The following is a 22,061-nucleotide window of genomic DNA, read 5'->3' as shown; positions in this document are numbered from 1 at the left end:
TCAGCCCTTCTCGCTGGACAGGACGGTGACGGCGGAGACCGCGGTCGGTCCCCCGATGTTGTGCGCGAGGGCGTTGCGGGCCCCGTCGACCTGGTTGGCCGCCTGGCCCCGGAGCTGCTCGAACAGCTCCACGCACTGCGCGACGCCCGTCGCGCCCGGCGGGTGCCCCTTCGCCTTCAGGCCGCCGCTGGGGTTCACCGGCTTGCTGCCGCCGACGGCGGTCGTGCCGTTCTCGATCAGCGTGTACGCCTCGAACTTCTCGACGAACCCGAGGTCCTCGTAGCTGATCAGCTCGACCCCGGTGAAGCAGTCGTGCACCTCGGCGACATCGATATCCTCCGGACCGAGCCCGGCCATGGAGTACGCCGCGCGGGAGGCCTTGACCGTCGGCGGGAACGTCGTCATGTCCTTCTTGTGCTGGTGCATGACCCGGTCGAGGCCCAGCCCCACGCCGCGGACCCAGACCGGCCGGTCGGTGTAGCGGTCGACGACGTCCTCGGCCACGAGCAGCAGCGCCGCGGCCCCGTCGCTCTGCGGGGTGCAGTCGTAGAGCCCGAACGGCGCCACCACGATCGGCGCGTCGAGCGCCTGCTGCAGCGTGATCTCGTACCGCAGCTGCGCCTTCGTGTTCGGCACCGCGTGCTTGTGGTTCTTCACCGCCACCATCGCGAGGTGCTCCCTGGTCGCGGGCGACTCGTGCAGGTACCGGGCGACGTGCAGCGCGAAGTTGGCCGGGGCGACCAGGCCCAGCGGGTAGTCCCAGGCCATGTCCCGGGTCAGCCCGGCCCACTCCCAGAACGTGCCCCGCGCCGACGACTCGCGGACCTTGTCCGCCCCGACGACGAGGGCGACGTCCACGACGCCGGACCCGACGGCGTAGGTCGCGTTGCGCACCGCGTCGTTTCCGGTCGCGCACGCGTTCTCGACCCTGGTGACGGGGATGTCGAGCAGGCCGCAGGTGTCGGCGAGGATGCCGGACGGGAAGCCGTCGGTCGTGGTCAGCTCACCGAACCAGGCCGCCTCGATGTCGGCGCGGTCGAGCCCCTTGTCCACGTGGGCGGCCATCTCGGAGACGGCCATCGGCACCAGTTCCTTGATCCCGAGACCGAAGTGCTCGGCGAACGGCGTCATACCGGCTCCGGCGATCGCGACGCGTCTCATCAGGCGGCTCCTTCACGCTGGCCGGCGTCCGCCGGGCGGGGGTCGGGGAAGAGCGCGTACCCGTAGTCCGGGATCCCGGAGCGGACCGCGACCCGGCGCAGCACGAGCCGGCCGCGGTCCCCGATCTCGGTGGTGCCGGCCGGAACGCCGGTGACCTTCACGAGGGCGCGGACGTCGACGCCGTCGAGCTCGACGATGGCGAGGGAGTACGGCGTGGGGAGGCCCGGGACGGGCACGTGCACCGTCACGCCCGTGTACACGGCACCGGTCCGGGGCAACGGCGCCGGCGACCAGCCCGCCTCCGAGCCGCACCCCAGGCAGCGGAACCGAGGGGGCATGGCCAAGGTGCCGCACGCGTCGCACCTGCCCGCCTCCCAGCGCAGCTTCGCGTCGAAGGCCCGCTCGTAGGCGGCCAGCGAGATCGCGATCTCCGGGCCCGGGTTGTCGACGGTGCGCTGCGGTGCCCTGACCGCGGGCTCGTCGCGCCGGACCGCGGGCACGCCGCCGATCCGGATCGCGGTCGCCGAGGCCTGCTCGACGGCGAGGACCAGGCCGCCCGTGCCGACCTGCTCCAGGCCCGCGAGGGCGAACAGGGCGGCGCTCGCCCCGAGGGTCGCCAGCTGGGGCGCATGGCCGGCGGAGAGCGCCGCGGCCTGCTTGGCGACGAGCCCCGCCACCGCGACCGGTTTGTCGCTCAGCTCGAGGGCCTCGACCGCAGGCCCCAGGCCACGCTCGCGCTGCAGCCGCGGATCGGCGTAGTCCCGAGCGGGCCCCCCGTCCACCCGGCTCTGCACGGGGAGGCTGCGGACCACCCGGTCGACCAGCTCGATCGGCACGCCGGTGTCCCCGACCAGTGCCGCCGCGGCGCCTGCCGGCGCCCCGGCCTGCGCGTCCGCGGCTACGACGAGCGTGCCCGGGGCCGCGCCGACGAGCGCGTCGAAGACCGCGGGCGCCCCGCCGACCTGCTCGGTCACCGGGACGTCGTCCGGCAGCCCGATCCCGGCCAGCAGGGCGGCGGCGTTGCCGCCGACGAGCAACGGCAGCTCCCGCGTCACGAACACCACGGCTCGGACCTGCGGTCCCGCCTCGCCCAGGGCTGCGCGCCCGGCGGCGACGGCCAGCGTCACCGCGTCCTCGTCGGGCCCTGTGGTCCGCCCGCGCCCGTCTCCCCAGGGCGGCAGGTAGGTGCCGACCGCGGCGAGCGCCCTCGATCCGGACATCGTCGTCGTCTCCGCTCCTCGTGTGGTCAGGACATCCGCAGGCCGGCGAGGCCCGGCGGGGTGATCCCCATGACGGTGCGCATCCCGGAGTCCGGCTCGGCCGTCGCCGACCGCCCGCCGCGCGCGGCCGTATATCCGGGGCGCACGTTCCAGGACTCGACCGGGTGCACGGTGTTGCCGTCGATCCGCAGGACGCGACCGGTCGACCACCCCGACGCCGCCGAGCAGAGCCACGCGAGCACCCGTTCGCTCCTTCGCCGGTCGGGCCGTCGTGAGACAACCGAGATCGACCCTAGAGCGACTTGACATTTTCGTCAAACATCTCTGTGATGTGCCCAGTGGCGCTCGCAAGCGCGGGTTCTCGTGCTGCTCCACACGGGCCTCGAGGCGTAGCCGTTGATGTTGACGTCCCTGTCGAGACCCGGTCGTCCTGCGAGGTCGCCCCCAGTGAACGGCCGGTCGAGCCCGGCCCCGGAGTAGGAGTGGCAGTGGCAGCAGAGCCGTCAACGCAGACCACGAGCGACTCGACCGGCTCGGGGGGGCCCTTCGCCCCCGAGCTGCTCGTCGAGAGCAGGGGGGCGGTGCGCATCGTGACCCTCAACCGTCCGGACGCCATGAACGCGACGAACGAGGCGCTCCACGAGTCCCTGATCGCCGTCTGGGCGCACCTGGCCAAGGACCCGGATGCCCGCGCGGTCGTGTTGACCGGCGCCGGCCGCGCCTTCAGCGCGGGCGGGGACTTCGACCACTTCGTCGAGCTGTGGGACGACAAGGTCCTGCGCCGCAAGGAGATCGACGGCGCCCGCCGGCTGCTCACCGAGATGATCGAGTTCCCGCTCCCGGTCGTCGCCGCGGTCAACGGCGCCGCGGTCGGGCTCGGCTGCAACCTCGCCGTCTGCAGCGACATCGTGCTCATCGCCGAGGATGCGTTCATCGCCGACCCGCACGTCGGCGTCGGCCTCACCGCGGCCGACGGAGGCGCGCCGACGTGGCCGCTCCTCATGGGGATGTTGCGCGCCAAGGAGTACCTGTTCACCAGCGAGCGCATCCCCGCCGACCAGGCGGTCGCCCTGGGCCTCGCCAACCGGGTCGTCCCGGGCGACCAGCTCCTCGACCAGGCGATCGCGCTCGCCGAGAAGCTCGCAGCCCAGCCACCGCAGGCCGTGCAGAGCACCAAGCGCGCACTGAACATGCACATCAAGCGCGCCGTCGCCGGAGTCCTGGAGTACGCGCTGCACGAGGAGTTCCACTCCTTCGACACCCCGGAGCACCAGGCGGTGGTCAACGGCTTCCTCGCCCGTTCGCGTGCGCGAACGGAGAAGGCCGCGCGGACGACGTCGTGACCGGGACCGTCGCACCGCCCGCCCCCGGCCCGACGACCCTGGCCTCGGACCCGGAGGCGTATCGCGCGGCGCTGCGCGCCTACCTCGGCAGCGAGGCGTCACTTGATCGCTGGCGGAACCGTCACCACCGGACGACCGAGGAGCGGATCACCGAGCACGCCGTCCTCATGTCCGGTCTGCACCGCGGGCGCTGGAACCGCTACGGCTGGCCCGCCGACGCCGGCGGGCTCGGTGGGGACGAGCGGCACCGCGCGATCCTCTACGACGAGCTCAGCGCGGCGGGCCTCCCGGTCCCCGAGCCGCACCTGATGCTCGAGACCCTCGGGCCGCCCCTGGTCCGGTTCGCCCCCGAGTTGGCCGCGGAGCTGCTGCCCCGCTACCTGCGCGGTGAGGAGTGGTGGGGCCAGGGTTTCTCCGAACCCGAGGCGGGGAGCGACCTCGCCGCCCTGCGGTGCCGGGCCCGCCGCGACGGGGAGGACTACGTGGTGTCCGGGCAGAAGCTCTGGACCAGCCACGGCGCGACCGCGACCCGCCTGATGTGCCTCGTCCGGACGGGGACCGCCGAGAGCCGGCACCGGGGGCTCACCATGCTCCTGATCGACGCCGACACCCCGGGGGTGTCCGTCCGTCCCATCGCCCTCGCCAGCGGCCACAACGAACTGGCCGAGGTCTTCTTCGACGACGCCCGGGTGCCGGCACGGCGCGCGGTCGGCGAGGAGGGCGGGGGCTGGACCGTCGCGATGTACCTGCTCCAGTTCGAACGGGCGATGTACGCGTGGCTCAGCTCCACGATCGCCCTCCGCCGCCTGCGCGAGCTGCGCGAGCAGGTGGGCGCCCGGTCGACGCACGACGGCGACGCCGTCCGGTTCGCCGAGGTCTACGCGGACATCGTCGCGTTGCGGGCGCGCAGCGCCGAGACCGTGCGGCGACTGGCCTCGGGCGCGACGGTGGGGCCGGAGGCGAGCATCGACAAGGTCCTGCTCGCCACGGCCGAGACCGGTCTGCACGATCTCGCCCGCGAGCTCCTCGGAGGTGACTTCGTCCTCTCCGCCGAGACGCACGCGGCGCAGTGGCGGGCGGACTGGTGGTACAGCCGGGCCTCGACGATCATGGGCGGTTCGGCCGAGGTGCAGCGGACGATCCTCGCCGACCACGTGCTCAGCCTGCCCAAGGAGACGAGCGCATGACGACGACCTCCCTCGACGCCGCCACCCTCGATCTCCTCACCGGGTCCGTGCGCGAGCTGTTCGCCGCGCTCCCGGCCGGCGGGGACCTCGGTCCGGCCCTCGACGAGCTCGGCTGGGCCGAGGTGGCCGCCGAGGACCCGGCCACCGCGACGACCCTGCTGTTCACCGAGCAGGGACGCTCACTGGCCTGCACCCGGGCGCTCGACGCCGTCCTGCTCGCCGAGCTCGACCCCGTGCTCCCCCCGGCGAGGGGCACCCGGGCGGTGCTGCTCCCCACCCCGGCGGACGGGGACGAGCCGAGCAGGCACGGCAGCACCCTGACCGGGGTGCTGTTGGCCCCGCCGGGCACCGTCGACGAGATCGTCGTCGCCACCACCCACCTCGCCGACGGCGAGCGATCCGTCCAGCTCGACGTCCACCCCGCGCCGGTCCTCGCGCCCCTCGCCCACCCCGTGCAGGGATTCGACACGGCCGGGTGGGTCACGGTGTCCGGGGCACGGCCGTCCTCGCCCCACGAGCGGATCCCGGCCGGGACCGCCTGGACGGCGGCGGCCGCGGCCGCGCAGCGCGCCCTCGCCGCGGAGATCCTCGGCACCTGCGACGCCGCGCTGCGGATCGCCGTCCGGCACGCCTCTGACCGCCGGCAGTTCGGCAGGCCGATCGCGGAGTTCCAGGCCGTGCGGCACCGGCTCGCCGAAGGCCTCGTCGCGCTGGAGGGGGCGCGCGGCGTGCTCCGGTCGGCGTGGGAGGTGACCGACGACCCCGGCGGGGCGATGTGGGCCGCCGCCCTGGCCAAGTTGCAGGCGGGCCGCGCCCAGGCCCGGATCATGCGGGACGTCGTCCAGGTGCACGGCGCCATGGGCGTCTCCCGGGAGGGTTCCGTGCACCGCTACGTCTCCCGTGCGGCCGCACTCGACGTGCTGCTGGGCGGTCGCCGCCTGCTCGCCGAGTCGATGGGGACGGCGATGCTCCTCACCGCCGGCATCGACCCCGTCGCCAGGCTCTAGGAGAGGTAGACCGATGCCGAGTGAGATGGACGAGTTCGTTGCGACGGCCCGCGAGTTCCTCGACGCGAACGCCACCCGACGCAGCGGCTCCGCGGACCTGCCCGAATGGGGCGTCGGCGAGGACCGGATCACCTACTTCAGCACGGACCCGCCCGAGGTCGACGCGGCCAAGGTCGCCGAGTCCCGGGCGTGGCAGAGGACGCGCTACGAGAACGGGTTCGGCTGGGTCACCGGGCCGCGGGCCTACGGCGGACGCGAGCTGAGCACCCTGCACGACCTGGTCTACGACGGGCTCGAGGCCGAGTACGACGTCCCGGACACCGGGGTTCTGTCCCTGATCGGGCTCGGCATGATCGGGCCGACGATCCTGGCCCACGCCCGCGACCACATCAAGGACCGGTACCTGCCGGCGATGTACCGCGGGGACGCGATCGCGTGCCAGCTCTTCAGCGAGCCGTCCGCGGGATCGGACCTCGCGAGCGTCGAGACCCGCGCGGTCCGCGACGGCGACGACTGGGTCGTCGACGGCCAGAAGGTGTGGACCTCCGTCGCCCAGCACGCCCAGATCGGCCTGTGCCTGTGCCGCACGAACCCGGACCTGCCGAAGCACAAGGGCATCACGGCCCTGCTGGTGGACATGTCGGCGCCGGGGGTCGAGGTTCGCCCACTGCGCCAGATGAGCGGCGGGGCGGACTTCAACGAGGTCTTCCTCACCGGCGTCCGCGTACCCGACGACCACCGCCTCGGCGAGGTCGACGGCGGGTGGCGGGTCGCCCTGACCACCCTGATGAACGAGCGGGCCACGGTCGGCGGGGAGGGCGCCGGGCCGGCGGCCCGGGCCCTGTCGCTGCCGTTCCTGACCGAGCTGCTCCGCGCCAACGGCCGGCTCGACGACGGTGCCACGCGGCGACGGCTGGCCGAGCTCTACGCGGACCAGGCGGCCACCGAGTACCTCAACCACCAGGCGATCCGCAAGCTCCGCGCCGGTACCCAGCCGGGCCCCGAGGCCTCGGTCTCCAAGCTCATGTACGCCCGGAACCTCACCCGGGGTGCCCACTTCGCCGCCGAGGTCGTCGGCCCACGGTTGATCGCCGACACCGGCGAGTGGGGCACCTACTCCTGGACCGAACTGCTGCTCTCCACCCCCGCGCTGCGGATCCTGGGGGGCACCGAGGAGATCATGAAGAACATCCTGGCCGAGCGGGTTCTCGGCCTGCCCAAGGAACCCAGCATCGACTCGAGGTCGCCCTTCCGCGAGCTCCGCCGGTCCGGGACGGCCGGCTCGTGAACGGCACCGGAACGGGGACGGCCGCGCCGTCCGAGACCGAGCTCGGCGAGCTCCGCGCGGCGGTCCGGAACTTCCTCGCGGCCAAGTCCGACGAGCACGCCGTCCGCACCGCCATGGGGTCGGAGCGCGGCCACGACGAGAAGGTCTGGCGGCAGATGGCCGATCAGCTGGGCCTGCAGGCGCTGACCGTGCCGGCCGAGCACGGCGGGGACGGGCTAGGGCTGGTCGAGCTGGGCGTCGTCCTGGAGGAGATGGGTGAGGCCCTGCTGCCCTCGCCGTTCCTGTCCACGGTGGTCCTCGCCGCCACGGCGGTCGTGGCGTCCGGGGACGTCGCGGCGGCGGAGCGGCTCCTGCCCGCTATCGCCGCCGGAACCCTGACGGCGACGCTCGCCGTTCCCGATCACGCCGGGAGCTGGGACGTCGGGGCCGGCCTCCGCGTCACCGCCACCGGTGGCCGCACCGGAGCCGTCCTCGACGGCATCGCGCCGATCGTCCTGGACGGGGCGACCGCGGACGTCGTCCTCGTCGTCGCCGACGGTCCGGACGGACCCGCACTGCACGTGATCGACGGCGACGCCCCGGGCCTGGCACGGACGCCGCTGCGCACCCTCGACCCGACGCGCCGGATGGCCCGACTCGACCTGGACGGGGTCCACGCCGAGCCGGTGGGCGACCCCGCGTCCCTCACCGCCGTCCTGGACCGCGTCCTGGACGTCGCGACGACGGCTCTCGCCGCCGAGCAGGTCGGAGGGGCACGCGCCTGCCTCGCCGCCAGCGCCCGCTACGCGACCGAGCGCATGCAGTTCGGCAGGCCGATCGGCACCTTCCAGGCCGTCAAGCACAAGTGCGCGGACATGTACACCCGGGTGCAGGTCGCCGACGCCGCGGCCCGGGAGGCCGCACGGGCCGTCGACGGGATCGAGGGCGCGCCGGCCGCCGGCATCGCCGCCGCCGTCGCCCACTCCGTGTGCTCCGAGGCGTTCATGGCGGTGGCGGCCGAGAACATCCAGGTGCACGGTGGGATCGGGTTCACCTGGGAGCACCCGGCGCACCTGTACTACCGCAGGGCCAAGGCGTCCCAGCTGCTCTTCGGCGGACCCGCCGTCTACCACGAGCGGCTCCTGGCGCGGGTGGGCGTGTGAGCGAGCCGTCCCTCCCCGGGACCGCCGTCCCCGGGCCCATCCCGGACGTCACGGCCACGACCCGGACCTCGGCGGGCCTGCGGTTCACCGGCTCGCCCGTCCGTGGGCACGGGCGTCCTCGCCACGGTGGACCGCGTCCCGGGGAACGAGGCCCTCGTCGACCTGGCGACCGGCGAGCGGGTGACCTACCGGCAGCTGTGGAACCGCGGACGCCAACGGTTACCGGAACCGGCCCGAGGACACGGCCCGCGCTCTCCCAGGCGGCCGGCTGCACACCGGCGACCTCGTGCGGGTCGACGACGCCGGGCGCGTCCGGCTGCTCGACCGGCGCACCGACCTGATCAACCGCGGCGGGGAGCGGCTCGCCGGATTCAAGGTCCCGCAGCACGTGGTGACCGCGTCGGACCCGCTGCCGCACAACGCCGCAGGCAAGGTCGACAAGGCCCGTCTGCGATCCGGCACCCGATGGACCGACGCACCCTGAGCTCCGGCCCCCGGGTGCGAGAGCCATCAGGACCCGGGAGTCGATCCTCGACCCCGCCCGCCTGCTCTTCCTGGACCAGGGACACGCCGGGACCCGCATCGGCGACATCACAGACCGGTGCGGGATCTCCCGCGCCGGCTTCTACACCTGCTTCCGCGGCAAGCGGGAGGTGTTCGACGCGCTGGGGCCGAGCGCCTTCCGCGAGGTGCGGCGGTGCACGACGACGACCTGGTGCACACGGTGCCCAGGTTCGTCGTCGGCATGCTCGACGCCGGCCGCCCGCCTGTCGGGCGGTGACCGCCCGTCACGCGGACGGTCGGACCGGCTCCCGCGGCAGCCCGAGCACCCGCTCCGCCAGGATGTTGCGCTGGATCTCGCTGGTGCCGCCGAGGATCGTCTGCGCGTGCCCGACGAGCATCCGGTGCACGAGCGGCTCGTCGTCCTCCGACCAGACCGCGTCCGGCCCGAGCGCCTCGACGCCCAGGTCGCCGATGTCGCGCTGCGTCTCGGACGTCAGCAGCTTCAGGACCGAGAACGACGGGGCGCCCGGTTCGGCACCCTCGGCGATCGCCCGTTCCCACGTCGCGCGCAGCTGCCAGACGCGGATCCACAGCTCGACGACCCTGCCGCGCAGGTGCTCGTCGAGCCGGTCCCGCTGCCGGGCCGCGGCCACGAGGTCGTCGAGGGCGCGGAACATCCCGACCGCGTTGGCGCCGAGGGATAGGCGCTCCCGGCCCAGCGTCGCCGTCGCCACCCGCCAGCCCTGGCCCTCCTCGCCGACCAGAGCGTCCGGGGCGAGCTCGACCCCGGAGAGGAACACCTCGTTGAACTTGCTCTCGCCGTCCATCTGGCGCAACGGGCGCACCAGGACCCCCGGCGCGTCCATCGGCACGACGAACACCGAGAGGCCGCCGTGGCCGGGAACGCCGGTCCTGGCCAGCAGCAGGCCGAATACGGACCCGTCGCCGCCGCTGGTCCACACCATATGCCCGTCGACCCGCCACCGGCCGACGTCGCCCCGCGCCGCCCGCGTCCGCACCGCGGCCAGGTCCGAACCCGCGTCCGGCTCGGAGAACAGCTGGCACCACATGTCGTCACCGGTGAGGATCCGCGGCAGGAACCGCTCGCGCTGCGCGTCCGAGCCGAAGGCCATCAGCACCGGGCCGACGAGGTCCGGGCCGACGATGTTGAGCTGGCGGGGGACGCCCGCGTGCGCCGCCTCCTCCGCGAACGCCGCCTGCTCGGCCACGTCCGCGTCACGCCCGCCCCACCGCGCCGGCCAGTGCAGGCAGGCGTAGCCGGCCGCGGCGAGGGTCTGCTGCCAGGCGCGGCCCGCCGGGACGTCCTGCGCGGTGGGTGTCGGGCCGTAGTCGCGCAGCCCGTCCGGCTTCGCCACGGAGGCGAGCCAGGACCGAGCCTCGGCCCGGAACACCGCCGCCGGCGTGGGATCCGCGCCGCTCATGTCGACAGGATCGTCACGGCGGCGGTCCCCGGCGCGCCGTAGAGCTGGGCGTAGCCGACCCGGGCCCGCTCCACCTGCCGGTCACCGGCCCGGCCGCGCAGCTGGTTGGCGAGCTCGTAGATCTGGCGGAGCCCGGAGGCTCCGACGGGCTCCCCGTTGGCGATCAGCCCGCCGTCGGTGTTGACCGGGAGTCTGCCGCCGATCTCCGTGTCGCCGTCGGCGAGCAGCTTCTCCTGCTCGCCGTCCTTGCAGAACCCGTTCTCCGCCATGTGGATGATCTCCGACCCGGCGTCGGTGTCCTGCAGCTGGACGACGTCGACGTCGTCCGGGCCCAGCCCGGCGCTCTCGAAGGCCGCCCGCGACGCGAACACCGTCGGGCTCGGCGCCGACTCGATCGGCAGCGACGGGCTCAGCAGCTCGAACGCGCCCTCGCGCCGCGAGAACAGGGTGCTCGCCCTCAGGTGGATCGGGGTGCTCGTGTACTTGTGGGCCTGGTCCGCCCGGCACAGGACGACGGCGGCCGCGCCCTCGTCCGGACCGCAGTACATGAACTGCCGCAACGGGTAGTTCAGGACCGGTGACGCCAGGATCTCCTCCGGGGTGAGCACCTTGCGCCGCCAGGCGTTCGGGTTGGCGGCCCCGTTGCGGAACGCCTTCGCCGCCGCCCGGGCCAGGGTCAGGTGGGAGATCCCGTGGTCGTGCATGTACCGGTTGATCTTCATCCCGAAGAAGTGCGTGGTGAGGAAGAGCCCCGCCTCGCCAAACCACGACGGCAGCCCGGACACCGACGGATGGTCGGAGAAGGCGCCGCGCGGGTGCTTGTCGAGGCCGACCGCGACGGTGACGTCGTGCTCGCCCAGCCGGATCGCGTTGGCCGCCATCGCGAGCGACGTCGCGCCCGTGGCGCAGCCGGTGAACACGGCCCGGCCCGGGATCCCGGTCAGGCCCAGCAGCCCGACGATCGCCTCGGGGTTCTTGACCTCCATGCTCCCGGCGTAGAGGGCCTGGACGTCGGGCCACTGCACCCCGGCGTCGCCGAGGGCCTCGATGACGGCGTCCTCGCCCATCTCGAGGGCCGACTTGCCGGGATAGCGCCCGAAGGGGTGCAGACCGACACCGATGATCGCGACGTCACCGCTGGTCATCGCCGTCTCCTTCCGGGACCGGGGCGAAGGCGTAGAGCATGGTCTGGTTCCCGTCGGCGTCGACGCCGAACGGCTCGACGACGAGTTCCATCTCCTGGCCGATGAAGAGCTTCTCGGGGTCGGCCTCGGTGAGCCGCGCCTCGATCCGCAGCGCCCCCTCGAGCTCGACGTAGCCCACGGCGAACGGCTGGAACGTCTCCGGCGTGTCGTCGCCGGCGTACGGGGGTGCCGGTGGCCGGAACCGCTGGGTGGTGAAGGTCCACAGCCTCCCGCGGCGTGGCAGCTCGACCCGTTCGAGCTCCTCGCGGACGCCTCCGACGAGCCGGTGGGTGCGGTAGGGGAAGACCAGCTTCCCGTCCGACGAGCGGCCGGCGATCAGCGCCGGCCGCTCGGCCGGCCAGGTGAAGAGGCTCTCCGCCAGGGGTACCTGCGCGGTCATCGCATGTGTCCTTCCTCGGGTTCGGTGCCGGGTCCGGCGCCGAGCACCGGCGCGAGCTCCCCGACCAGCGTGCGGTGCTCCTGCGACGTCCCGAACAGCGCGGCCGCGCCGCGGGAGCGCTTGACGTGCAGATGTGCCGGGTGTTCCCAGGTGTAGCCGATGCCGCCGTGCACCTGGACGGTGTCCGAGGCGCACCGGATGTAGGCGTCCGTACAGACGGCGCGGGCGATGTGCGCGACCAGGGTCAGGTCGGCGGCGTCGGCGTCGGCCGCCTGCACGGCCTTCCACGCGACCGAGCGCGCGCCCTCGACGGCGACGAGCATGTCCGCGCACCGGTGCTTGACCGCCTGGAACGAGCCGATCGGACGGCCGAACTGCACCCGCGTCCGGGCGTGCTCGACGGCGAGCTCCAGCGAACGGGCGGCCCCGCCGACCTGTTCGCACGCGAGCAGTGCGGCGGCGCGGGGAACGGCGTCCGCCACGATCGCGGGGCCCGCGTCCGGTGCCCCCACAGCGACCGCCGGGGCCCCGGCGAGGGTGACCCGGGCGACGCGCCGGGTGAGGTCGGACGTGCGCGGCGCGACGATCTCGACACCCAGGGCCGGCAGCTCGACGGCGAAGAGCCCGGTACCGGAGTCCGTGCGGGCCACCACGAGCAGCAGGCCGGCCTCGCCGGCGTCGAGGACGTGCGGCTCGATCCCGGACAGCTGCCAGCCCCGGCCGGACCGGGTCGCCCGGACGCGCGTGTAGTCGGCACCGCGACGCTCGCCGGTCAGGGCCGCGGTCGCGACGAGCCTGCCCGCGGCGATCTCGGGCAGCCATCGGGCCGCCGCGTCGGTGTCGCCGGACGCCAGGAGCGTCGGGACCGCGAGCCCGACCGTCGCGAGGTAGGGCGCGCATACGAGGGCCCGCCCCAGCTCCTCGAATACGACACCCTGCTCGACGTAGCCGGCCCCGGCGCCGCCGTACTCCTCCGGGATCGCCAGACCCTGCAGCCCGATGCCCTCGGCCATGTGGAGCCAGAGGGCCGGGTCGTGGCCCCGGTCGCTCTCCATGGTGGCGCGTACGACGGCCTCCGGTGACTCCTTCTCCACGAAGGCCCGGACGGCGTTCCGCAGCTCACGCTGCTCGGCGGTGACTCCGGCACTCACGCTCCACCGTGCCCTTCTTCATCGTCGACTGTCGTCGGTAGGACGGCACCGGAGAGAGATCTCTCGTCGATGACGGCCGAGGGCGGTCCGGCCGTCGAGGACCCGCTCCGTCACAGGATCGCCCCGCTCTCCTTCAGGGCGATGATCTTGTCGTGGTCGTACCCGGCCTCGAGCAGGACGGCGTCGGTGTGCTCGCCGTGCTCGGGGGCGCGCCGGGAGGCGTTGGGCCGCTCGTCGAACTGGACGGGGCTGTCCACCAGCGCGAACGCCGTGCCGTCGGCCGCCCGGAGCTGCGGCAGGTACCCGTTCGCGACGACCTGCGGGTCGTCGTGGACCTCGCGGGCGTCGCGCAGGACGTCCCACACGCCGTCGAAGCCGCGCAGTTGCTCCTCCCAGTGCGCGAGCGGCTGTGACTCGAATGTGGAGCGCAGCTCCGCGATGCACTCGCGGCGGTTGCCGAACCGGGCCCGGGCATCGGCGAAGCGCTCGTCGGTGATCAGGTCCGGGCGGCCGATCCGGGCGCAGAGATCCGGCCAGAACCGGTCGGCCTGCAACAGGACGAACGAGAGGAACCTGCCGTCCGCGGTGCGGTAGAGGTTGGCGACGGGGTTCGGCATGTCCTCGAGATCGAACTTCGGGACCGGGCGGCCGATGATCCCGGCCGCGACGACGTCCGGCGAGAGTTGCCAGAGCGCGGAGCCGAGCAGCGAGACGTCGACGACCGCCGGCTCGCCCGTCCGCTCGCGGCGCAGGAGCGCGCCGACGACGCCGGAGGCGATCGCGAACCCGCCGAACAGGTCGCCGAACGCCGGCCGCTGGGCGGGCGGGAAGTCTCCGCCCGACGGCGCGTAGGCGTCGCCGATCCCGCCGCGCGACCAGTAGGCCGCTAGGTCGAAGCCGCCTCGTTCGGCCTCGTCCCCCTTCGAGCCGTAACCGTGCCCGCGGCCGTAGACGATCCGGGGGTTGCGAGCCCTGATGTCCTCGACGTCGACGCCCAGCCGCCGGCGCGAGTCCGGCAGCAGGTTCGTGATGAAGACGTCCGCGGACTCGACGAGCGTGTACAGCACCTCGAGGCCGTCCGGGGTCGCGACGTCGACACCGACGCTGCGCTTGCCGCGGTTCGGCTGCTCGACGAAGTGGTTCACCGCGCCGGCTCCGGCGACGACGCCCGAGTTGATCAGCCCGCGCTGGGGGTCGCCGGTCTCCGGGTGCTCGACCTTGATCACGTCGGCACCCCAGTCCGCGAGGACGGCGCCCGCCGAGGGGACGAACGTCCACGCGGCGAGCTCGACGACGCGGATGCCGTCCAGGATCGAGGAGTTCTGCTTCGTCACGGCTTCGGTGGTCATGGCTCCATACCCCTCGTCACAGCGCTGTGCGAATCGTCGCCGGCCTTGTCTGACGTTTCCGCCAGGCAACCCCATGCCTGCGCGAGCTCCGCCACCGACGTCACCGTGGCGAGCATGGACATGGTGTTGCGGAGGACCTGCTCGCCGTAGGCGGCCGGGGTCCCCGCGACCGCGTCCCGCGGCACGAGGACGCGGAATCCGTTGTGGACGGCCTCCCCCGCGGCCAGGGGGAGGGCGACGTTGAGCGACACGCCGGCGAGGACGACCGACCGCCGGCCCAGCCCGCGCAGCACCGGGAACAGTTCCGTGCCGGAGCCGGGACACAACCCGTGGTGCCGCGGGATCACCAGGTCGTCCGGGTGACGCAACCCGGGGAGGATCTCGGTGGGGTGGCTCCCCGGCGCCCAGGCGCGGGTGGTCGGGCCGAGCAGGCGCCACAGCGGGGCGGTCCCGTGGTCGACCGCACCGTACGAACCCTCGTACGTCGCGTGCACGACGACGGCGCCGGCCGCCCGCGCGACGTCGGCCAGCCGCGCGACCGCGTCCAGCAGACCCGGCGAGGCGTCGCGGAGATCCGGCAGGACCGACCCCTCGCCCAGCACGCCTTGCTGGCACTCCACGAGGACGACGGCCGTCTCGGCCGCGGCGGGCACCCTCCCGGCGCTCACCGGCCCGCCACGCCGGCGCACACGTACCGCCCGACGGCCGTGGGGTGGCCGAGGCGGTCGTCGGCCGCCCGGGCGGGGGCGGCGGGGGTGCGGAGGAGCTCGGGGGAGCCGATCGAGGTCGCGTACCGCTCGAGAGCCCGCGACGGCGTCCGGAAGGTGGTCTGCATGGCGTCCTGTCTGCTGGCTGCGGCCGGGGGCATCGGGCGGCGGCGGGACCGCGGCTCGCCGTCGCGGTCCCGTTCCGGCCGACGGCCCGGGCACCGGGTCGGGCGGCGTCGGCCTGTGCGCCTTTCGGGGCACGAGGCGGTACGCTAGCGCTGATTTGACAATTTCGTCAAGTAATCGGCGGCGGTCGACCATCCGTCGGCACGGCTTCTCCGGCCCCGCGGATCACCGACCCGCAGGAGCGACGACGCCCTCCCCCGACCTGACGCTCAGCGACATGCTTCGCGCCAACGCGACACGGTTCCCCGACGTCCCGGCGTACGGCGAGGGCGGGGAGGCGGTCACCCACGCCGAGCTCCTCGCCCGGGCGGGTCGTCTGCTCGGCGCCTGGCGCGCCGCCGCGTCCGCCGGCAGGACCGGATCGCGGTCCTCGGCCGCAACAGCGCCCGGTTCGTCGACGTCCTCTCGGCCGGCCGACCGGGCGCACCAGCGACGGCTGTCACCTGTCACGGGTGATGCACTGCCCGAGGGCGCGGCCTTGCCCAACGACGCGAGATGGCCGAGGAGTTCGGCATCGACCGGGCCACCCTCCGGGAGGCGCTGCGCCTGCTCGAGACCCAGGGCGTGCTCCGGATCAAACCCGGCCCCGGCGGCGGCCCCGTCGTGCGCCGGCCGAGCTCCGCGGACCTGACGGGGCCGCTGACCCTGCTGCTGCAGAGCCTCGGCTCCACCCTGGAGGAGGCGCTCGTCGCGTCGGAGGCGCTGGAGCCGACGGCTGCCGCGCTCGCGGCCCGACACGCCACCCACGCCCAGCTAGCCGACCTGGACCGATGCCTCGTCCGGATGGAGGCCGCGCTGGACGGCCCCGCCTTCTACGGCGAGAACCTGGCGTTCCACCGCCTGCTGGGCGTGATGGCCGCCAACTCCGTGCTGCTGGTGGTCCTGGAGGCCATCAAGCAGGTGACCGCGACGATCGGCCGCTCGATCGAGGTGCCACGTGGCGTGCGCGCCGATCTCGTGCAGACCTGCCGGGAACTGCGGACGGCGCTGCACACCGGCGACTCCGCGCAGGCCACCACGGTGGCGTCGGCGATGCTCGCGCGGTGGCGCGCCCTCATCGTCGAGCAGTACCCGCTAGCCCGCCGGTGCGCCGGTGCGCTGGTCCGCCGACGGAGCCTGATCAGGCTCCGACACCCCGTACGGCATGCCCCGGGCCCGCCTCCGGGTAGAAGCGGCCGGTCCACCGGCGCAGCTTGCGGAACCCCGCGCCCTCCGAGGTCGCGAGCCCGGGCGGATCCAGGTAGATCTGGTGGTTCCAGATGTCGAGGTCCTCCGGCAGGGCGCGCATGATCTCGTCGAGCCGGCGCCGCCGGTCACCGGCGGCCGCCCCCGGCAGGTCCTGGAGCCAGTAGGTCCCGAACACCTCGGTGGTCTCGTCGTCGACCGGGGTGGTCGAGATGAGCATGACGCGCCAACCGTCGGGTGTCTGCTCCGCGTTGTAGGCGAAGCCGATCCCGACCCAGTGGATCGTGATCGTGTTGCGGCGGTCCCCGGGGCGGTCGATCCCGTCGGCCCACCGGCGGCCGAAACCCGCCACGCTGTGCCAGGTGTGGTCGGTGACCTCCTCCCGGAGGATCACCGGGCTCCTCGCGGTCCCGTGGACGAAGCGGAAGTGGTGGATGTCGACGGCGTTCTCGACGACGTACTGCGGGTGCACCTGCATGCCGGTGAAGTGCGAGGTGCCGTCGGGCAACGCCGGCTGCAGCACCATCCCGCGCAGGTCGTCGCAGATCTCGGTCACCTCCGGGACGTCGAAGTACGGCGGCCGCCCCAGCTCGTCGTGCCAGAGGAACAACACCTCGTTGCGCTCCACCACCGACCACGAACGGATGCGGCGGGCGGTGTTCGTCCGGTCCTGATAGGGGATGGCGCTGTTGCGTCCCTCGGCGTCCCAGGTCCAGCCGTGGAACGGGCACCGGAGTCCGTCGGCGGTGACGCAGCCCCCGTACGCGAGGTTGGCCCCGAGGTGGCGGCAGTACGCATCGAGCACGTGGACCGTGCCCTCCAGGTCGCGCCACGCGACGAGGTCCTGGCCGAAGTACCGGAGCGGGACGACCCCACCCCTCGGAACGGTGGAGGACCACCCGATCTGGAACCACCCCGTCGGACGCATGCTCAAGGTCGTTCGCACAGCTGCCCCTTCTCGTGACGAATCCATCAGTAGAGATTAGGCTAATTGACGTTCTCGTCGACCGAGACCGTTCTCGAGCCGAACGAACCTCAGTGTGCACGAGAAACAGCCTCAGCGAACCTTTTGGCGAAAATGTCAACTCTCGGCTACCGTCGGCGCATGATCGAGGCGATGCGGAGCTCTGCGGAACGTCGTCGGAGGGCTGGATGAGCGCCCCCACCGGTTCCGCGGTCGGGCTCGCCCCACCGGTCCAGCACGCCCACTCGACGATGCACTGCAACCTCAACACGGTCGACGGTCCGCGGGCAGTCGCGTTCTACATGGCGGCGTTCGGGGTCGAGCCCCGGATGCGGTCCGTAGAGGATTCCGGGGACGCCACCGCGTTGGGTCTGGGATCCGACACGGCCAGCATCACCACGTTCCTGTACGACCGGCGCGGCCCCCGGGCCGCGCCCGCACTCGAGCTCGTCGACTGGTCGCGGCCCGCCACGTCCCGGCCGCGACCGGGGCAGGCTCCGTCGGGCTTCACCGCCATCGGTTACCGCGTACCCTCGCTGGGCCGGCTCGGCGCGCGGCTCACGGCTCTGGGTCATCCGGCGACCGGAGAGTCGAAGGGCCTGAACGTGCGCGGGCGCACGCTGCCGGGCCTGCACACCACCGACCCGGACGGCGTCCGGGTCGAGGTCGTGGAGGTGCCGCCGGTAGCCGGCGATCCGCAGGCCGACGGCATCCTCTCGCACGCGCGCATGACGTGCACCGATCTCGACCGCACGCTCGACTGGTACGCCTCGATCGGCTGGACCGAACGGGCGCGCGGGCAGGACGGCGGCGCGTGGGCCTCGATCGTGCTGCCCGAGGATCCGACGTTCTCGCTGGAGTTCACCGAGGATCCCGGTCGCGGCGACGGCACGAGCCGGCCGGCGAACACCCAGGGGCTCTACCGGATGGCCCTCGCCGTCGACGACGTGCGCGCCGCCGCCGCGGCACTCGCGGCCGACGGCAGGTGCGGGGAGGTACCGGAAACGGTGACGATTCCGATGCCCGACACCCCGACCGGCGGCTTCACCGTCCTGTTCCTCGCGGACCCGGACGGGGCCGTCGTCGAGTTGGCGGAACGTCCGCGCTCGCAGGTGCGACGCCCCTCCGATCCGGCCTGAAAGCGGGGCGGCGGCCGGTCCCGCATCCGACTGACGGCCGTCTCGGCAGCCCATCCCATGCCGGCGGCGGCGCAGGGCCGAAGCGCGAGGTAGTAGGCTCCGGGCCCGGCGACGGCCGGCCGGCCCGGGCCGTACCGGTGTTCAGGGGGCACACGTGGATCCCTCCGGGGCGGAGCGACCGCGCAACCGCCGTGGTGAGGGCGAGCGCCTGCGGCACGAGGTGCTGGCCGCGGTCAACCGGTTGCTCGATCGCTGGGGCAGTGACGAGAAGCTCACGATGCGCGCCGTGGCCAAGGAGGTCGGCGTATCGGCTCCCAGCATCTACCTGCATTTCGCCGACAAGACCGAGCTGGTGTGGGCGGCCCTGTCCGACAAGTACGCCCAGCTCGCCGACCGGATGCACGAGGCCGATCTCGCCGCACTGGGCGACGGCCCCCGCGCCCGGCTCGCCGCGCAGGCCCACGCCTACTGCGCCTTCGCCTTCGAGAACCCCGGGCACTACCGGCTGATGTACGAGGTCCGCCAGCCGGCGGCCGAGATGGAGCGCATCGGCCAGCACCCGTCCCGTCGCGTCGGAGCGAGCTTCCGCACCGCGGTGGGGCGCTGCGCCGACGCGGGGCTGAGCCTGGCCCTGCCGCCGAACCAGGCCGCTCACACGTTGTGGGCGGCCCTGCACGGGTTCGTCTCGCTGCAGCACAGCCTCGCCCTGCCGACGCCGTTCGAGGCGACCACGGCCCTGGCCGACGGCCTGCTCGACGTGCTCGTCGCCCGCGCCAGGGACACCAGCCCGGCACACTCCGGCGACCTGCGACTCGAGCGGTACATGAACGAGATCATCACCGACGACGCGCACGAGCTCGCCGGGCCGGACCAGGTCGACGACGTCTGACCACGCGGACCTCGCGCGCCACACGACCCCGCTTCCGTTGCGTTGTGAAACAGATCGCAGCGTCCACGCCCGCTACGGACATGCGGGAGGGTTACCGTTGGTCCTGAGTGAACTTTGTTAGGTGATCCCTGGCCGGGTCCTCGGAACCGACGATCCGGCACCGAACCGACTTCGGGAGGACCTGTGCGCATCACCATCGACGAGGACCGCTGCTGTGCGGCCGGACAGTGCGTGCTCGCCGCGCCGGATGTGTTCGACCAGCGCGACGACGACGGGATCGTGATCCTGCTCGACGCCGACCCCGGGCCGGACCAGCACGCCGCGGTCCGCGACGCCGCCGCGGCCTGCCCCGCCGCGGCGATCATGGTGGAGGAGTGACCGGCCAGGCACCTGTGGTGGTCGTGGGCGCGTCGGCCGCAGGTGTGGCCGTGGTGGAGACGCTCCGCCGCGAGGGCTTCGACGGGCCGATCTCCCTGATCGGCGCGGAGCTCGAACTGCCCTACGACCGCCCGCCGCTGTCGAAGCGGATGCTGTCCGGGCAGTGGACCGCCGAGCGGACCGTCCTGCGGCCGCGCGCGACGGTCGAGGGCTGGAACACCGATCTGCGGCTCGCGACGCGTGCGGTGCGGGTCGATGCGGCAGCCCGCCGCGTCATCCTCGACGACGGGGACGAGCTCGCCTACGGCGACCTGGTGATCGCCACGGGCGTCCGGCCCCGCCTGCTGCCCGGCCTCCCGCAGGTGCCGGGCGTCCACGTCCTGCGCACCCTCGCCGACGCCGTCGCCCTGCGCGACGCGCTCACGGACGGACCACGGCTGGTGGTGGTCGGCGCCGGGTTCCTCGGCGCCGAGGCAGCCGCGGTCGCCTGCGAGCTCGGCGCCGACGTCACCCTCGTGTCCGATCTGGAGGCGCCGCTCGCCGACGTGCTCGGGCCGGAGCTCGCCGGGATGCTCCTCGACGAGCACGGGCGCCGCGGGGTGCGGGTGGAGACCGGTGTCCGGGCGGACGAGGTGCTGGTCGCCGACGGACGGGCGTCCGGCGTGCGGCTCGTGGACGGACGGATCCTGCCCGCGGACGAGATCCTCGTCGCCATCGGCGCGGTGCCCGAGACCGGATGGCTCGACGGCAGCGGCGTCCCCGTCGGGAACGGGGTCTTCTGCGACGCCACCTGCTCCGCTGCGCCCGGGGTCTGGGCCGCGGGCGACGTGGCCTCCTGGGAGCACCCCGGGCTGGGCGAGCGGATACGGCTCGAACACCGGACCAACGCCGGCGAGCAGGGGATGGCGGTGGCGCGCAACCTGCTGGCGGCGCGGGCCGGACGACCGGCCACACCGTTCGCGCCGGTGCCCTACGTCTGGTCCGACCAGTATGACCTGACGATCCAGATCTACGGGCGGCCGCGCCCCGGCGACGCCCTCCGGATCGTCGAGGGCAGCACCGCCGAGCGGTCCCTGGTCGCCCTCCACGGCCGCGACGGCCGGGTCCGCGCCGCGACCGGGATCAACCGGCCACGGCAGACCCGCGCGGCGCGCGCGCTGGTCGCCCGGGCCGCGCCCTGGGAGACCGGATCGGCCCCCGAACACGGCGAGCGAGAAGGAGTTCCGGCATGACCACAGCAGCTCGATCCTCCGCGAGGGCGGCAGTCGATCGGCCCGCACCGCGGGCCGGCGTGATCGGCCTCGGCATGATCGGCGGGGGTGTGGCGGTCAGCCTCGCGCGGCGCGGTCGCGTCCCCGCGGTGTTCGACGTCCGCCCCGAGGCCGCCGACGCGCTGGCCGGCGTCCCCGACGTGCTCGGCTCGGCGGCCGAGGTCGCCCGGATCAGCGACGTCGTGCTGGTCGCGGTGGTCGACGCGGACCAGGCCCGCACGGTGCTCACCGGTCCGGGCGGGATCCTCGCCGGCGCCGCACCGGGCTCGGTGGTCGTGCTCCTGAGCACCGTGGCGGTGCCGGTGGTGCACGAGCTCGCCGCGCTCTGCGCGGAGCACGGCGTCGACCTGCTCGACTGCGGCGTCACCCCCGGGGACAAGGCCGCGGACAACGGCCTGGTGGCGATCCTCGGCGGGGACGCCGCGGTCGTCGAGCGGGCCCGCCCGGTGCTGGTGGACTTCGCCAAGGAGGTCGTGCACTGTGGACCGCTCGGCGCGGGGATGGCCACCAAGATCGCCCGCAACGTCGTGACCTACGGCTGCTGGCGCGCCGTTCACGAGGCGTCGACGCTGGCGGCGGCGGCCGGCGTGGACCCGGCGAAACTGATGACCGTCATCGACAGAGCGGACCCCGACGGGGCCACGCTGCTGTCCTGGCTCCGCATGCGCACCGCGGCGACGCCGAAGGTCCGCGCGCTGGTGCCGCAGGTCGAACGGCTGATGGACAAGGACCTGGCGGCCGCGCAGGACCTCGCGGGCACGCTCGGCGTCGACATCCCTCTCGTGGACGTCGCCCGCAATCACGTCGCCGAGACCCTCGCGATCGAGGAGGCGACCCGATGAGACATCCTCTGTCAACCTTCCGGTCAGGCAGCTCGTCCGAGGGCCCGGTTGCGGTTGGCGACGTGGACGGCCTCGTCGTAGAGGACGCTTCTGTTCAGGCAGTGCCAGAGGATTTCCAGCCA

General features: G+C 73.6%; 22 protein-coding genes and 2 pseudogenes. 13 read left to right on the top strand and 11 right to left on the bottom strand.

Annotation, left to right across the window (positions count from 1 at the left end):
• The 3 genes from JWP64_RS13805 to JWP64_RS13795 are packed head-to-tail and all read right to left on the bottom strand — an operon-like array spanning window position 1 to window position 2,623.
• The gene (locus tag JWP64_RS13805) at window positions 1-1,161 is read right to left on the bottom strand and encodes an acetyl-CoA acetyltransferase (protein WP_297496365.1); all 1,161 of its coding nucleotides are present in this window, start codon (window positions 1,159-1,161) and stop codon (window positions 1-3) included.
• Window positions 1,161-2,381, bottom strand: coding sequence for an OB-fold domain-containing protein (locus tag JWP64_RS13800; RefSeq protein WP_297496363.1), 1,221 nt, complete (start codon window positions 2,379-2,381; stop codon window positions 1,161-1,163). Before JWP64_RS13800 ends, JWP64_RS13805 begins: the two co-directional genes overlap by 1 nt.
• Before the next feature lie 26 nt (window positions 2,382-2,407).
• The gene (locus JWP64_RS13795) at window positions 2,408-2,623 is read right to left on the bottom strand and encodes a hypothetical protein (protein ID WP_297496361.1); all 216 of its coding nucleotides are present in this window, start codon (window positions 2,621-2,623) and stop codon (window positions 2,408-2,410) included.
• A gap of 246 nt (window positions 2,624-2,869) precedes the next feature.
• On the opposite strand from JWP64_RS13795, the gene JWP64_RS13790 reads away from it, so the two are divergent.
• From JWP64_RS13790 to JWP64_RS31510, 7 genes and pseudogenes are all read left to right on the top strand, one after another.
• Window positions 2,870-3,724 (top strand): enoyl-CoA hydratase/isomerase family protein, encoded by an 855-nt coding sequence (locus tag JWP64_RS13790; RefSeq protein ID WP_297496359.1) that lies wholly within the window; start codon window positions 2,870-2,872, stop codon window positions 3,722-3,724.
• The gene (locus tag JWP64_RS13785; RefSeq protein WP_297496357.1) at window positions 3,721-4,911 is read left to right on the top strand and encodes an acyl-CoA dehydrogenase family protein; all 1,191 of its coding nucleotides are present in this window, start codon (window positions 3,721-3,723) and stop codon (window positions 4,909-4,911) included. The genes JWP64_RS13790 and JWP64_RS13785 overlap by 4 nt, the downstream gene beginning before the upstream one ends.
• Window positions 4,908-5,918 carry an acyl-CoA dehydrogenase family protein gene (locus tag JWP64_RS13780; RefSeq protein WP_297496355.1) on the top strand — a complete coding sequence of 337 codons (1,011 nt, stop codon included), beginning with the start codon at window positions 4,908-4,910 and terminating at the stop codon, window positions 5,916-5,918. The genes JWP64_RS13785 and JWP64_RS13780 overlap by 4 nt, the downstream gene beginning before the upstream one ends.
• A gap of 13 nt (window positions 5,919-5,931) precedes the next feature.
• Window positions 5,932-7,206 (top strand): acyl-CoA dehydrogenase family protein, encoded by a 1,275-nt coding sequence (locus JWP64_RS13775; RefSeq protein WP_297496353.1) that lies wholly within the window; start codon window positions 5,932-5,934, stop codon window positions 7,204-7,206.
• A complete protein-coding gene (locus tag JWP64_RS13770) occupies window positions 7,203-8,348 on the top strand; it encodes an acyl-CoA dehydrogenase family protein (protein ID WP_297496351.1) in 1,146 nt (381 codons plus the stop codon). The genes JWP64_RS13775 and JWP64_RS13770 overlap by 4 nt, the downstream gene beginning before the upstream one ends.
• Before the next feature lie 286 nt (window positions 8,349-8,634).
• Complete coding sequence (locus tag JWP64_RS13765) at window positions 8,635-8,832, top strand: hypothetical protein (protein ID WP_366889914.1); 198 nt, start codon at window positions 8,635-8,637, stop codon at window positions 8,830-8,832.
• A 25-nt stretch (window positions 8,833-8,857) separates the two neighbouring features.
• Window positions 8,858-9,004: pseudogene (locus JWP64_RS31510) on the top strand (helix-turn-helix domain-containing protein); the annotation flags it as partial.
• A gap of 132 nt (window positions 9,005-9,136) precedes the next feature.
• On the opposite strand, the gene JWP64_RS13760 reads toward JWP64_RS31510, so the two are convergent.
• The 7 genes from JWP64_RS13760 to JWP64_RS13730 form a co-directional block, all read right to left on the bottom strand.
• Window positions 9,137-10,294 carry an acyl-CoA dehydrogenase family protein gene (locus JWP64_RS13760; protein WP_297496349.1) on the bottom strand — a complete coding sequence of 386 codons (1,158 nt, stop codon included), beginning with the start codon at window positions 10,292-10,294 and terminating at the stop codon, window positions 9,137-9,139.
• Window positions 10,291-11,439, bottom strand: a complete 1,149-nt coding sequence (locus JWP64_RS13755; RefSeq protein WP_297496347.1) for a thiolase family protein — start codon at window positions 11,437-11,439, stop codon at window positions 10,291-10,293. The genes JWP64_RS13760 and JWP64_RS13755 overlap by 4 nt, the downstream gene beginning before the upstream one ends.
• A complete protein-coding gene (locus JWP64_RS13750; protein ID WP_297496345.1) occupies window positions 11,426-11,878 on the bottom strand; it encodes an OB-fold domain-containing protein in 453 nt (150 codons plus the stop codon). Before JWP64_RS13750 ends, JWP64_RS13755 begins: the two co-directional genes overlap by 14 nt.
• The gene (locus JWP64_RS13745; RefSeq protein WP_297496343.1) at window positions 11,875-13,029 is read right to left on the bottom strand and encodes an acyl-CoA dehydrogenase family protein; all 1,155 of its coding nucleotides are present in this window, start codon (window positions 13,027-13,029) and stop codon (window positions 11,875-11,877) included. The genes JWP64_RS13750 and JWP64_RS13745 overlap by 4 nt, the downstream gene beginning before the upstream one ends.
• A gap of 110 nt (window positions 13,030-13,139) precedes the next feature.
• Window positions 13,140-14,378: a CaiB/BaiF CoA-transferase family protein gene (locus JWP64_RS13740; protein ID WP_297496341.1), complete on the bottom strand. Its 1,239-nt coding sequence runs from the start codon at window positions 14,376-14,378 to the stop codon at window positions 13,140-13,142.
• Entirely contained in the window at window positions 14,375-15,046 is a 672-nt protein-coding gene (locus JWP64_RS13735; protein ID WP_297496339.1) for an isochorismatase family protein, read from the bottom strand. The genes JWP64_RS13740 and JWP64_RS13735 overlap by 4 nt, the downstream gene beginning before the upstream one ends.
• Entirely contained in the window at window positions 15,043-15,213 is a 171-nt protein-coding gene (locus JWP64_RS13730) for a hypothetical protein (protein WP_297496337.1), read from the bottom strand. Before JWP64_RS13730 ends, JWP64_RS13735 begins: the two co-directional genes overlap by 4 nt.
• Window positions 15,214-15,766: 553 nt before the next feature.
• On the opposite strand from JWP64_RS13730, the pseudogene JWP64_RS13725 reads away from it, so the two are divergent.
• Window positions 15,767-16,300: pseudogene (locus JWP64_RS13725) on the top strand (FCD domain-containing protein); the annotation flags it as partial.
• Between the two features lie 91 nt (window positions 16,301-16,391).
• Here JWP64_RS13725 and JWP64_RS13720 read toward each other — a convergent pair.
• A complete protein-coding gene (locus JWP64_RS13720) occupies window positions 16,392-17,384 on the bottom strand; it encodes a Rieske 2Fe-2S domain-containing protein (protein ID WP_297496335.1) in 993 nt (330 codons plus the stop codon).
• 224 nt (window positions 17,385-17,608) lie between these two features.
• On the opposite strand from JWP64_RS13720, the gene JWP64_RS13715 reads away from it, so the two are divergent.
• From JWP64_RS13715 to JWP64_RS13695, 5 genes are all read left to right on the top strand, one after another.
• Window positions 17,609-18,559, top strand: coding sequence for a VOC family protein (locus JWP64_RS13715; RefSeq protein ID WP_297496333.1), 951 nt, complete (start codon window positions 17,609-17,611; stop codon window positions 18,557-18,559).
• A 154-nt stretch (window positions 18,560-18,713) separates the two neighbouring features.
• The gene (locus JWP64_RS13710) at window positions 18,714-19,448 is read left to right on the top strand and encodes a TetR/AcrR family transcriptional regulator (RefSeq protein WP_297496331.1); all 735 of its coding nucleotides are present in this window, start codon (window positions 18,714-18,716) and stop codon (window positions 19,446-19,448) included.
• 183 nt (window positions 19,449-19,631) lie between these two features.
• Window positions 19,632-19,826, top strand: a complete 195-nt coding sequence (locus tag JWP64_RS13705) for a ferredoxin (protein WP_297496329.1) — start codon at window positions 19,632-19,634, stop codon at window positions 19,824-19,826.
• Entirely contained in the window at window positions 19,823-21,058 is a 1,236-nt protein-coding gene (locus tag JWP64_RS13700; protein ID WP_366889910.1) for an FAD-dependent oxidoreductase, read from the top strand. The genes JWP64_RS13705 and JWP64_RS13700 overlap by 4 nt, the downstream gene beginning before the upstream one ends.
• On the top strand, window positions 21,055-21,939 hold the full coding sequence (locus JWP64_RS13695; protein WP_297496327.1) for an NAD(P)-binding domain-containing protein: 885 nt from the start codon (window positions 21,055-21,057) through the stop codon (window positions 21,937-21,939). The genes JWP64_RS13700 and JWP64_RS13695 overlap by 4 nt, the downstream gene beginning before the upstream one ends.
• Window positions 21,940-22,061: the final 122 nt, after the last annotated feature.

This window comes from Pseudonocardia sp. (assembly GCF_025465255.1).
Classification (GTDB): Bacteria; Actinomycetota; Actinomycetes; order Mycobacteriales; family Pseudonocardiaceae; genus Pseudonocardia.
Note: the sequence above shows the minus strand (reverse complement) of the source record. Positions and strands in the feature narration are given on the sequence as shown.

Bases quoted from the DNA above. Each gene is read 5' to 3' on its own strand.
- JWP64_RS13805 (WP_297496365.1), bottom strand. From the start codon at position 1,161: ATGAGACGCGTCGCGATCGCCGGAGCCGGTATGACGCCGTTCGCCGAG.
- JWP64_RS13800 (WP_297496363.1), bottom strand. From the start codon at position 2,381: ATGTCCGGATCGAGGGCGCTCGCCGCGGTCGGCACCTACCTGCCGCCC.
- JWP64_RS13780 (WP_297496355.1), top strand. From the start codon at position 4,908: ATGACGACGACCTCCCTCGACGCCGCCACCCTCGATCTCCTCACCGGG.
- JWP64_RS13775 (WP_297496353.1), top strand. From the start codon at position 5,932: ATGCCGAGTGAGATGGACGAGTTCGTTGCGACGGCCCGCGAGTTCCTC.
- JWP64_RS13760 (WP_297496349.1), bottom strand. From the start codon at position 10,294: ATGAGCGGCGCGGATCCCACGCCGGCGGCGGTGTTCCGGGCCGAGGCT.
- JWP64_RS13755 (WP_297496347.1), bottom strand. From the start codon at position 11,439: ATGACCAGCGGTGACGTCGCGATCATCGGTGTCGGTCTGCACCCCTTC.
- JWP64_RS13750 (WP_297496345.1), bottom strand. From the start codon at position 11,878: ATGACCGCGCAGGTACCCCTGGCGGAGAGCCTCTTCACCTGGCCGGCC.
- JWP64_RS13740 (WP_297496341.1), bottom strand. From the start codon at position 14,378: ATGACCACCGAAGCCGTGACGAAGCAGAACTCCTCGATCCTGGACGGC.
- JWP64_RS13730 (WP_297496337.1), bottom strand. From the start codon at position 15,213: ATGCAGACCACCTTCCGGACGCCGTCGCGGGCTCTCGAGCGGTACGCG.
- JWP64_RS13720 (WP_297496335.1), bottom strand. From the start codon at position 17,384: ATGCGTCCGACGGGGTGGTTCCAGATCGGGTGGTCCTCCACCGTTCCG.
- JWP64_RS13715 (WP_297496333.1), top strand. From the start codon at position 17,609: ATGAGCGCCCCCACCGGTTCCGCGGTCGGGCTCGCCCCACCGGTCCAG.
- JWP64_RS13695 (WP_297496327.1), top strand. From the start codon at position 21,055: ATGACCACAGCAGCTCGATCCTCCGCGAGGGCGGCAGTCGATCGGCCC.